The 12250-nt window shown below is 39.6% G+C and carries 10 protein-coding genes; all 10 read right to left on the bottom strand.

From position 1 onward, the window contains the following. Positions 1–320: 320 nt before the first annotated feature. A complete protein-coding gene (gene lysS / locus IW492_RS15665) occupies positions 321–1817 on the bottom strand; it encodes a lysine--tRNA ligase (RefSeq protein WP_202068803.1) in 1497 nt (498 codons plus the stop codon). Positions 1818–2296: 479 nt separating this feature from the next. Continuing rightward, entirely contained in the window at positions 2297–3292 is a 996-nt protein-coding gene (dusB, locus tag IW492_RS15670; RefSeq protein WP_202068805.1) for a tRNA dihydrouridine synthase DusB, read from the bottom strand. Positions 3293–3305: 13 nt separating this feature from the next. Next, on the bottom strand, positions 3306–4202 hold the full coding sequence (gene hslO, locus IW492_RS15675) for an Hsp33 family molecular chaperone HslO (RefSeq protein WP_202068807.1): 897 nt from the start codon (positions 4200–4202) through the stop codon (positions 3306–3308). 278 nt (positions 4203–4480) lie between these two features. Then, entirely contained in the window at positions 4481–6646 is a 2166-nt protein-coding gene (ftsH, locus tag IW492_RS15680; RefSeq protein WP_202068809.1) for an ATP-dependent zinc metalloprotease FtsH, read from the bottom strand. A 96-nt stretch (positions 6647–6742) separates the two neighbouring features. Continuing rightward, a complete protein-coding gene (gene hpt / locus IW492_RS15685; protein WP_202068811.1) occupies positions 6743–7288 on the bottom strand; it encodes a hypoxanthine phosphoribosyltransferase in 546 nt (181 codons plus the stop codon). A gap of 18 nt (positions 7289–7306) precedes the next feature. Further along, the gene (gene tilS / locus IW492_RS15690; protein WP_202068813.1) at positions 7307–8689 is read right to left on the bottom strand and encodes a tRNA lysidine(34) synthetase TilS; all 1383 of its coding nucleotides are present in this window, start codon (positions 8687–8689) and stop codon (positions 7307–7309) included. Positions 8690–9295: 606 nt separating this feature from the next. Continuing rightward, positions 9296–9793, bottom strand: a complete 498-nt coding sequence (locus tag IW492_RS15695) for a S1 domain-containing RNA-binding protein (protein WP_202068814.1) — start codon at positions 9791–9793, stop codon at positions 9296–9298. 63 nt (positions 9794–9856) lie between these two features. After that, on the bottom strand, positions 9857–10321 hold the full coding sequence (locus tag IW492_RS15700; protein ID WP_202068815.1) for an FtsB family cell division protein: 465 nt from the start codon (positions 10319–10321) through the stop codon (positions 9857–9859). A gap of 67 nt (positions 10322–10388) precedes the next feature. Beyond that, positions 10389–10658: an RNA-binding S4 domain-containing protein gene (locus IW492_RS15705; protein WP_202068816.1), complete on the bottom strand. Its 270-nt coding sequence runs from the start codon at positions 10656–10658 to the stop codon at positions 10389–10391. Between the two features lie 4 nt (positions 10659–10662). Then, complete coding sequence (locus IW492_RS15710; protein WP_202068817.1) at positions 10663–12249, bottom strand: putative polysaccharide biosynthesis protein; 1587 nt, start codon at positions 12247–12249, stop codon at positions 10663–10665. Position 12250 lies beyond the last annotated feature (1 nt).

The raw sequence follows: 12250 nt of genomic DNA on the forward strand, positions 1-12250 counted from the left end.
CTTCCCACTGTTATTCTATCCAGTGCTTCAAAAGAGGTTGTCCTGTCTTGCGACAAGTAATAATATATCAAGTTTCTTCGCTCAGGTCAATCAAAATATGTCATTTTTTACAACTTTTTTTCATTGCCGATCATTATCCTATTTTGTTCACCTAATGTTCGCATTTGATGCACTTTCAACTTGAAGTAGTTATTCTTTCGTTCCGATTTCGGTCTTAATGCGCACGTACTTTAACTATCTAATTTTTCTTTCTTCTCTTCTGATAAATAGAAAATCAACCAAATGCTCAAAGAAGCTTTCAGCATTGGGTTGATTCTATTTTATCTCATCGTCGGGAATAGCAGTACGTCTCTAATTGACTGTGCATCAGTCAGCAGCATAACAAGCCGGTCAATACCGATTCCCAAACCTCCTGTTGGCGGGAGTCCATACTCCAGAGCTTCAATAAAGTCTTCATCCACACCGTGTGCTTCATCATTCCCCTGCTCCCGCTCTTTTTCCTGACCTTCAAATCGTTCTCTTTGATCAATTGGGTCATTTAGCTCTGTAAATGCGTTTGCAAACTCTTTACCTACAATAAAGAGTTCAAAGCGGTCTGTAAAGCGACCATCTTCAGGATTCTTTTTCGCCAGAGGAGATACTTCTACCGGATGACCATAAATAAATGTCGGCTGCTGCAGTGTTTCTTCTGCATAGGTCTCAAAGAATTCGTTTAAGATATGGCCTACTGCCATATTTTCATTTATTTCCACATTATGTTCTTCAGCCAATGCACGAGCTTCCTCTACAGTCATTTCTTTCCAAAAATCAACACCTGTCTGCTCTTTAATTGCATCCACCATATGCAGACGTTTGAACTCACTGCCTAGGTCAATTTGTTTTCCATCATAACTGATAGTTGTGGTTTTCAACACTTTTTCAGCCGCATTACGGATAATTCCTTCCGTCAAATCCATTACGTCATTAAAATCTGTATAAGCAGTATAAGCTTCCAGCATTGTAAATTCCGGATTATGTGTTGTATCTATTCCTTCATTACGGAAGACACGACCAATTTCATAAACTTTTTCCATGCCGCCTACAATTAATCGTTTTAAATGCAGCTCCAGTGCGATTCGTAAATATAAATCCATATCCAAAGCATTATGGTGTGTAATAAATGGTCGAGCAGTTGCTCCGCCGGCTTCATTATGAAGCACTGGCGTTTCAACTTCAACATATCCTTGTCCATCCAAATATCTGCGAATTTCACTGATAATCTGACTGCGTTTCATGAATCGGTCAAAGCTTTCTTTATTACTGATTAAATCAAGATAACGCTGGCGATACCTCTGCTCAATATTTGTCAGTCCATGATATTTATCAGGAAGAGGACGTAATGCTTTAGTTAAAAGCTCAATTGTTTTTGCTTTGACTGTCACTTCTCCTGTGTCTGTTTTCATAATTTGACCGGTGACTCCAAAAAAGTCACCCAAATCTGCGTGTTTAAAAAGCTCGTATGCTTCATCGCCGACTTGATCTTTGCGTACATATATTTGAATTTGCCCCTCACGATCCTGCAGGTGAGCAAACCCAGCTTTTCCTTTTCCTCGTTTTGTCATCATACGGCCGGCAACGCTCGCTGACAGCTCTTTTTCATTCAACTCTTCTTTTGTCTGCTCATCAAAAGATTCGTGCAATTCTGCAGAATTATGTGTACGGTCAAAACGTTTACCGAATGGATCAATTCCTTCTTCACGCAGTTTTTCCATCTTTTCACGCCGCACCAACATTTGGTCATTCAAATCTGCGACTTGTGATTGTTGTTCTTCAGACACTTTTCTTCCTCCATTCTTAAAATAAACATACACTAATAATGCCATAGTAATTCTAAAAAAAGCAAGCCGAATATTGCTATTCGGCTTGAAATTATTTATTTTAGGACCTAGCTAAAAGCTATTGAGGAATCGAGTTGCCCATGCATTTCCCAATAGACATGTTTGTATCAGGAATCGAACATTGTGAGACTCGTAGATACAGGGATTTTCTGTCGGTGTAGGAACTTTTAGTAACTAGGAAAATAGGGAGTTGTTATCAACTTTCAACAAATAATTGTATAGAAGCTTCCCGTTTTTGACGAAATAGTACAGGTGTTTTGGAAATAGATAGCTGAAGCTTTTCCTTTTTTGCTTATAGGGGATGAATCATGATATGCGCAATGCTGATTAAGTGAATGCGAAAAAATTCATTCCATTAATGGGCGTCCGCTCAGTTAATATTTTTGGAAAGAGTCGCCGTTAGAGCTTTCATATAAAGCCTAGATGGCTTCTTCTATTTTGTTGCTGGTTGACTTCTCTACAAACTGATCCATTAGCTCCACGATTTCTTTTTGAGTATCAGCCTGATTAATTGCTGCTTTTACTTTTGCCGCTCTTGGAATTCCTTTTAGATAATAAGAGGCATGTTGACGAAATTCTCTGGCTGCGACAGATTCACCTTTTAGGTCTACAAGCCTTTGAAGATGTATTTTTGCTGTTTCAACTTTTTCAAAAGCAGTTGGTTCAGGGATAAGTTCTCCGGTCTCCAAATAATGCTGTGTCCGATGAATCATCCATGGATTGCCTAACGCAGCTCTTCCGATCATAACGCCATCTGCACCCACATAATCCAACATACGTTTTGCATCTTCCGGGGTGCGTACATCTCCATTTCCCATAAAAGGGATGGTAAGTTGGCTTTTTACTTCTTTCAAAATATCCCAATCTGCCTGTCCTTCATACATCTGTATACGTGTTCGACCATGCATGGCAATCGCTGATGCTCCGCCCTTTTCTGCTGCCAAAGCATTATCTACAGCAAAAACGTGCTCGTCATCCCACCCGATCCTCATTTTTACAGTAACTGGTAAATCAACAGATGATGCTACAGCATGAACCATCTCGTAAACTTTATTTGGATCCAGCAGCCACTTTGCTCCGGCTTCTGCTTTAATCACTTTGTTTACCGGGCAGCCCATATTAATATCGATAATATCTGCTTCTGTATTCTCTTGTACAAATTGAGCTGCTTCAACTAGAGTATCCTTATTCCCACCAAATATTTGCAGGCTTAACGGATGTTCCCGCTCGTCAATATACAGCATATCCAATGTCTTTTTATTTCTAAAATGGATGCCTTTATCACTGATCATTTCGCAGACAACCAGCCCTGCACCAAATTCTTTCACTGTTACCCGAAATGCAGCATTTGAAATACCAGCCATTGGAGCAACTACCACGCGATTGGGAATCTCTACATTACCTATTTTCCACATCAATCAATTCCTCCTAATTTCTTTGGGTATTTTTAATTGCTTCATCTCTAAGTTTCATCAAGTCTTCTTCACTGTACTGATAGTTGTTTCCGCAAAACTGACAAACAGCCTCTGCCCCATGATCTTCTTCGATCATTGCATTTATTTCATCCAATCCTACAGCAATAATTGCCGTGCCGAATTTTTCTTTTGAACAGTCACACTTAAACTGAACAGGCATTTTTTCCAGTATATCTACTTCTCCTTCACCAAGCAGACGTTCTAAAATTTGTTCCGGCGCTTCTCCTTCATCTAATAAACGTGAGACCATCGGAACTTCTTTCAATCGCTGTTCAATAAAATCTATCGTTTTTTCATCAGCCCCCGGCATCACCTGAATCATGAACCCGCCAGCCGCTTTAACTGTTTCATCTGCCTCTACCAGCACACTTAATCCTATTGCTGAAGGAATCTGTTCAGAAACAGCCATGAAGTAGGTAAAATCTTCACCAATTTCTCCTGAAACAATAGGTGTCTGCCCGGAAAATGTCTCTTTTAATCCCAAATCTTTGATAACAGTGAAGATGCCTTCTGTACCAACTGCTCCCCGAACGTCTATTTTTCCATTTTCGTTTAACGGAAGACTGACATGCGGATTCTTTATATAACCTTTGACATCACCGCTTCCATTACTGTCAACAATAATTGCACCGGCCGGACCATTCCCCTGAACCTTCACTGTTAGTTTGTCTTCACCTTTTAATGTTGCACCTAGCAGCAACGCACCAACCATTGTTCTGCCAAGAGCTGCAGTTGAAGTACTCCATGCATCATGTCTTTTTTGAGCTTCTGCAATTGTATTAGTAGCGCATATTCCATACGCGCGAATCGATCCTTTATAGCAAAGTGCTTTCACTAAATAATCTTCCATTTTTCATTCCCTCTTCTTTCGGTGCTTTTTGACTCATTATCAGATAATACTAGGAAACCCGCTTTTTTTCAACTAAATAATTTTGACTTTCTCTTTACCCTTAGATATAAATGAACTTTTCTTGCTGTTCAAGTATTTATAATAAAATTTTGAAAACATTCTTTTTTGCACACCATTTTAAGCTCAGATCTGTTAGCTCCTAAAAGCAATGTCAACTGGGCTAAAACGTAAAACAGCTGCAGAGTAGTTTCTCTGCAGCTGTCGGTTGTTTCATTTAATTATTTGTAACGGTCTTCAAACTTTTCCCGATTGTAGTCAGAAGTTGAATCTCCATTAGGATCATCATCGTCTTTTTTATCGAGTTGAACTTTTTTTTCTGTCTCTTCAGAATCAGTTTTCACTTCTTCTTGCTCAGATTGAAGCTCCTCTTTGGTTTTATCAAAGCTTTGTTTTTCTTCTGCCTGTTTTTCTGCATCCTTTTCTTCCAAAGCACGTTTTGCTTCTTCAAATGTTTGTGCCTTTTCACTAGGGAAGTCAGAAGTTTTTCCGGCAGGCATTTCACCAGTTTCAAACAATGATTTGATTGCTTTCGCATTCAGTGTTTCAAATTCCAGAAGTTTTTCTGCAATCAGCTTGTGTGTGTCCCGGTGAGTTTCAATAATTTCACGTGCTTTCGCATGTGCGTCCATCAAGAGCTTACGTACTTCCTGATCTATTTCGAAGGCTACCTGCTCTGAGTAAGCTTTCGTTTGTCCATAGTCACGTCCAACAAATACTTGATGATTTCCTTCATATTGAACAGGTCCTAATTTATCACTCATTCCATATTCAGTCACCATGCTGCGGGCCAACGCAGTTGCCTGCTCAAAGTCATTGGAAGCACCTGTAGACTGAACCCCAAAGACAATTTCTTCTGCAGTTCGTCCACCCAGTAATCCTACCAGTTGTTCAAACATATCTTCTTTTGTCATAAGGAACTGATCTTCTTTTGGCAGAGCAATCATATACCCGCCGGCGCGGCCTCTAGGAATAATCGTTACCTTGTGTACAACACGAGCACGGCTTAATACCAATCCGACAATAGTATGTCCAGCTTCATGGTAGGCAACCATTTCACGTTCTCTTTTGTTGATTACCCGATCCTTCTTAGCTGGTCCGGCAATTACACGATCTTCTGCTTCATCAATATCAGAAGCATCAATTTTCTTTTTATTTCTTCTTGCAGCAACTAAAGCAGCTTCATTCAGAACATTTTCCAAATCGGCTCCGGCAAAGCCAGGAGTTTGTTGCGCTACTACTTTCAAGTCTACATCATCTGATAATGGTTTGTTTCGTGCATGGACTCGCAAAATTGCTTCACGACCTTTAACATCCGGGCGCCCCACTAAAATCTGACGGTCAAAACGTCCAGGACGAAGCAACGCCTGATCGAGTACATCTGAACGGTTTGTTGCAGCAATAACGATAACACCCTCATTACCATCAAAACCATCCATTTCAACCAGCAGCTGATTCAAGGTCTGTTCTCGCTCGTCATGTCCGCCGCCCATACCGGCACCACGTTGACGACCTACCGCGTCAATTTCATCAATGAAAATGATGGCAGGTGCATTTTTCTTCGCCGTTTCAAATAAATCACGAACACGGCTTGCTCCGACACCGACAAACATTTCCACAAATTCAGAACCTGAGATTGAGTAGAATGGTACACCAGCTTCACCTGCAACTGCTTTTGCAAGTAAGGTTTTACCAGTTCCCGGAGGTCCTTCCAGCAATACACCGGCTGGGATACGCGCACCCAGTTCGACAAATCGTCGCGGATCCTTCAAGAATTCAACCACTTCAACAAGTTCCTGTTTCTCTTCCTCTGCACCGGCAACATCTGTAAAACGTACACGGTTCGCAGATTTATCTGCTTCTTTGGCTTTGGATTTTCCGAAATTCATTACTCGGCCGCCGCCACCGCCACCACCGCCTTGCTGTCCCATCATCATGTAAAACATGAAGAACAGCAAAATCAGAGGAAGGAAGCTGAAAATAAGTGAGATCCAAGTTCCACTGGTTGATTGTTCTTTAACACTCAGCGTAACATCATTTTCCTGAGCTGCATTCTGAATTTCTGTTAATGTTGTATCACTTGGAAGTACAATTGTAGAAAAGTTTTTGGTTGTCGTCTCAGTAGTTCCCCAGAATGACAAACCTGTTTGATTTTCTACTTTTTGTTCTTTCCTGTATTCACCAACAATTTTAAATACTCCGTTTGTTGGTTGAATAGTCATTTCCTTAATATTTCCATCTTGTAATTGTTCATTAAAAGTAGAAAACTCGATATCAGGAGATTGCGAGCTGTTATTTCCAAAAATAAAGCTCCCAACCATGATCATCGCTAAAATGACTAATACATAGTAGAGCCCGTTTTTCATGCCGTTCCCTTTTTTATTCATATCTGTCCACCTAGCCTGTCTTTTAGAAATTATTCACATTTTTATTTTATCAATTCTGACCTTTATATTGTAACATAACTATTTCAAGGAGAGATATTATTTTGTTTCATACACCTCTGGCTTTAATACCCCAACATATGGCAGGTTCCGATAAGCCTCTGCATAATCCAGACCGTAGCCTACTACAAATTCATTTGGAATGTTAAATCCAACGTAGTCTGCCTCGATGTCTACGACACGGCCCTCTGGTTTATCAAGAAATGTGACAATTTTCACGGAAGCTGCTTTCCTGTACTTGAACAAGTCAACCAGATAAGCCAGCGTACGTCCACTGTCAATGATATCTTCTACAATTAAGATATGACGTCCCTCTACATTTGTATCCAAATCTTTGATGATTTTTACCTCACCGGAAGAAACAGCGGCATTGCCATAACTTGACACATCCATAAAATCCATTTCCAAATTGGTATCGATTTCGCGAATAACATCAGCAAGAAAAGGAACTGCACCTTTTAATATCCCAACAACCAATGGACTTTTATCTTTGTAGTCTTCAGTCAACCTTTTCCCCAGCTCAGCTGTTTTCTCAATAATCTGTTCTCTTGTAATCAAAACGCTTTTAATATCTTTGTCTAGCATGACGCTCTCCTCTCAACTTTACTCCTTTGTCCGATAAAGGAGTCTGTAGTGTATTTTATCAGTTTCTTTAGGAATACTCAAATAAGAATTCGCAAAATTAGGTACCCAAATGACCTCTTCATCGGCAGTCAAAACGACCCATGCATTTTCTCTGAATGAATTTGTCACTTTTTTATCAATAAATATCCGGTTTAAACGTTTTGTCAGGGTTTCAGACAATGCGATTCTGTCACCGTCTTCCCTATGCCTGATTTTTAATGGCAGTATCACTTCGGAAGAAAGAAGTCTCTCCAGCGGTTTCCATTCTCGAACCTTTTCCGGAACAGTCAGCTTTGTCTCAGAACTTTCCAGCCCAATCCATTCATTTTCAGATAAAAACAGCCCCTGATTCTTTTCTAAAATATGTGTGACAAACGAAGAGCTTATGGTTTCTTTCGTTAAATAACCGATATTGTATTCTTTTATAAAGTACCAGCCTTTTTTCAGAAAAATTCTTTGTTGAGGATTGCTGCTGTCCAGACTGCTTAGTATAAACTCAAGCTGATCTTGATTCATTTCAATATTTTGCCGGATCAATGTCTGTTGCAGCAGATACTGCAAAAAGAAATATTTCATACCGCTGCTTTCTTTTTTCAGCTCCGTCAAATCAACTTCCCAGCCAAAATTATTTTTACTTACCCATTGTTTATACTTCTTTTCCATGATCCCATTAATTAATTCATCAGCCATTGAGACTTGTGTGCTGAATGTTTCAACATGTTTAAGGAAATTGGGGTTTTCTTCTTTCAAATAGGGGATAACACGATGTCGTATTCTATTTCTGAAATAGACCTCTGATTGATTGGAACTATCTTCAAAATACACAATATTCTGTTCGTTTGCGAATACTTTCAGCTCTTCTTTAGAAAAAATCAAAAAAGGTCGAACTAATTTGCCAGTCCCAAATGCCTGAACTTTTTTTATTCCGGCTAAATTCACTAATCGACTGCCGCGAACCCACTTCATCAAAATAGTTTCCGCCTGATCATCTGCATGATGTGCAGTCATGATTGTCGTATAATTATATTGAGCCATAAGCTTTCTAAAAAAATTATAGCGAAACTCTCTGTATCTTGCCTCCTGATTATTTTCAGGTATTTCTTCCTGCCATACTTCCAAATAGAAAGGGAGTTGATGTTCTGTACAGAACTCTTCTATATAGGTCGATTCTTTTTTAGATTCCGGTCGCAAGTTATGATTGAGATGAGCCACACCGATTGTACAGCCTGACATTTCAGATACTTTCATCATCGCATACAATAAAATCATAGAGTCAACGCCGCCAGAAACTGCAAGCAAAATCCGCTCTTCGGGATGCCAGCAGTCTAATTGCTTTACTTCCTGATAAAATTTTTCCAGCACGTGTTTCTCCTCCCCATTCATCAACCCCTATAACGAAAGCTGTTTCCCCTTTTCCAACGACAAAAATCCGATTTACTTATCTAGGGTATATCTAAAAACTCAAGCGATGAATATTTTGATGATTTTTATCGAACTCCTCGTCATAAATACTCGCTTATGAACCACATAAGCTGTGTTTTCTTCCTTGACTTCAACAAAAATCACTGGAAAATTTGAATTCCACTAGCTTTTCATTCACGCTCTAGTATACCTTCATTACTTTATTCATTTTTCCCCCAAAAATTGAAGGACCTTCTGCTTTCAAAGCAAATAAAAGATTTTCTGGTGTTTAAAACATCCCAAAAGCAAAGAAAAGGGGGTGCGACAAAAAAGTCACATCCCCTAGAAACCTAATATCAGACATATTAATGTCACAGTCCCCATCAGAGCTTCGCATACCGTCCTGTTAACTTACTGTTGGGTAAGCAGGTCTGGCAATCTCGCTAGATGTTCCTACACTAAATCTACGAGTCTTACATTGCCCGATTTTCGATACAAACGCTTCTATATTTGAAAAACGTTGGCAGCTCTAGACAAATGAAGATATGTCATAACCTCACACTTCAATTAATTTCGGCGTCCGCCTCGTCCGCCTCGCTTGCCCTCTGTATTTCTGCGCAGCGAAGATAAGCGATCGTCACTATCTTTTAAAAAGGAACTCATTAATGAATCAAAATCCTGTCCGCTATTAGAATGATTGTTCACTGGTTTATTAAACTGTTTTTTGGGCGCCGAGTGATGACCTCTGTCGCGATTATCCTGCTGGCTGCTGCGATTATCCTGAGAGCTGTTGTTACGACGTTGGAAATTGCTTTTAGGCGCTTCCGGATTATCCTGCGCTTTACGGATAGATAAACCTACCTTACCATCATCTCCTACAGAAGTAACCTTTACTGTTACTTCATCTCCTACAGATAAAATATCGTTGATATCTTTTACAAAACCATTCGATACTTCACTGATATGGACTAAACCAGTTTTTCCTTCACCTAAATCAATGAAGGCCCCAAAATTTGTAATTCCTGACACTTTTCCAGACAGCTTTGCTCCTACTTCGATTGACATAAAAAATGTGTTCCTCCTATTTTTACCCTAGTAATTAAATATATATATTCAGTCAGCATCCAATTATTCGTCGGATGATTGCGACTGTGTTTGACTGCTTTCTGTTGTAGTAGTGGCGGTAGTGGTTTCTTTATCTGTACTGATTGCCGAGCCAAAATCAGGAACATGGTAAATCTGTTCCCCTTCTTTGTACATGTAGTAACGACTTCTTGCCAGTTTTGCGACATAATTAGGATCCTTCAACAAGGCTACGTCTTCTTCCAATCGCCTTAACTTTTTATCCACTTCCGACGATTCAGCAACAACTTCTTCCTTTTGCTTTTCAAAAGAATGCAGTTTCTGATAATCCTTAAGCAGTTCAATGCCGGATATGGAAAAAACAACGATTGCGATAAAAAAGATGACTGCGAGCCGACGACGTTTAAAAATCAACTTTTTTTGCTGTTTCTGAAACTCCGCATATTGTTCCTTGGTATATTCATTGTTCAGTGCAGCAATGTTATTTGATTCTTTTTTATTTCTTCCCATTTCTTTCGCTCCACTCACTTTTGTATGTCCGCTTTATTATACCAACATCTTCAAAGGTTGTCTAATCTTAATCTTCGGAATTTTCAACTCTTGTTTCAGAAATAATTTCATACATTTTCTGTGCATCTTCTTTTTTAGTTGAATCATGCAGCTCTTTTACCGAGAATTCCAACAGCTTATTCCCAAATCGAATTTTGATAACGTCTCCCAGCTTGACATTGCTGGAAGATTTTGCAAGAATTCCATTGATCTGAATTCTCCCCTTATCCGCAACTTCCTTAGCAACAGATCTTCTCTTAATAATTCTAGAGACTTTTAAAAATTTATCTAAACGCATAGGCTCACCTCTTTTTCATTCTTAAAACTTTCTTACCAAATGGTACCATCAGCCATTCTCTGACTGTAAACAGTCGTAATTGTATAATTACAAAGAAAAATGTTGTCAGACCAAGCCCGACACCAATTAATGCAAAGATCAGCGCCAGCCCTCTATGCGCTGTAATCCCAAAAATCAGTCCGAGTATTCCTTGGTAAATCAATAAGACTATAACCATTATCCCAAGGCCAGTCAATAGCTTTTTTAAAAAGTTTCGTTCCTGCCAGAATTGATTCAACTTCCTGTCTGACATTTTCATCAATACCCCCTGAGTAACAAGTAATGCAAAAATGGTTGAAAGACTTGAACCAACTGTTCCAAATCTCTGAGTCATGATACTGGTCAGCAGAAGCTTTACCAATATCCCGGCAGAAGCTGCCAGAAAAGAGATTTTAAAATTATTTTTACTTTGTAAAATACTCTGATAAGCCTGAATAATTGCCATAAAAGCAATGGCAAATACATAAAGACCCAGTACACCGTTTCCCTTATAATCTTTAAATAAAGCAAAATTTATATAGGGAAGCAGCATTAGAAGTCCTGCTGAAGCCGCCGAAGCCACTGTAGTTGTCAATCTCAAAAACATTTTTGCTGCTTCATTAAACTGCTTATCTTTTTTACCAATAAAATATTTTGTGAGCGCAGGAAGAAATGTAGAGCTAAGTGCAAGAGCAACTACAAGTCCCAGCTGAACTAAAGGCTGACCTCTGTCATAAATCCCTTTGTCCATTTTAGCGGCTTTATCGGTCATTCCCGATAAAACTAAAGCATTCTTAATAAAAAATGAATCAACCAGCTGAAAAACAATCAAAAAAGCGCTGTATAAAGAAACAAGTCCACCCTCAATAAACAATCGATGAAACAACTGTCTGCCTTTTTTATCTATTTTCCAGTGAATAAAATAATTTGAGCTTGCAGGCTGTATTTTCCGATCATAATACCACAGACTGAAAACTGCTGCAGCTCCGCCCAATACTGCCCCGCCCATTGCCATTGTGCCGGTTTGATAGACATTCCAGCGAAATGATTTAAAGAAGCCGGCGGCCAGCAGAATTACACCTACACGAATCACTTGTTCAAGTACCTGAGAGACTGCACTTGGCGTCATCAGCAGATGTCCCTGAAAGTTCCCCCTGTAAAAAGACAAAACAGGAACCAGCAGAAAAGTGATCGAAACAACCTGAATAAGAGAAGCCAGTTGGATATCTCCCATTAGGTAGGCCAGCCAGCCGCTTCCAAAAAAGAAAAAGAGGAAGCAGCCCAGACCGACTGCTGAAACAAACGGAAACAGTCGCTGCAGGACCAGTTTTTTTTCACTGGTTGTTTCCTGCTCTGCAACGATTTTTGAAATAAACTGGGGCAGGCCCGACAACGCAAGTGTCATGGCAATACCATAAATTGGATAAACCTGCTGATAAACATAAAAGCCTTCATCCCCAACCAGATTCTGAAAAGGAACTCGATAAACAGCGCTCAGTAATTTGGCTATGAAAGAGGCTATAGTCATTACCAGTGCCCCCTGAAGCATTAAACGAATTTCTTTGTGCGCCATT

This window comes from Enterococcus sp. BWB1-3 (assembly GCF_016745275.1).
Classification (GTDB): domain Bacteria; phylum Bacillota; class Bacilli; order Lactobacillales; family Enterococcaceae; genus Enterococcus_L.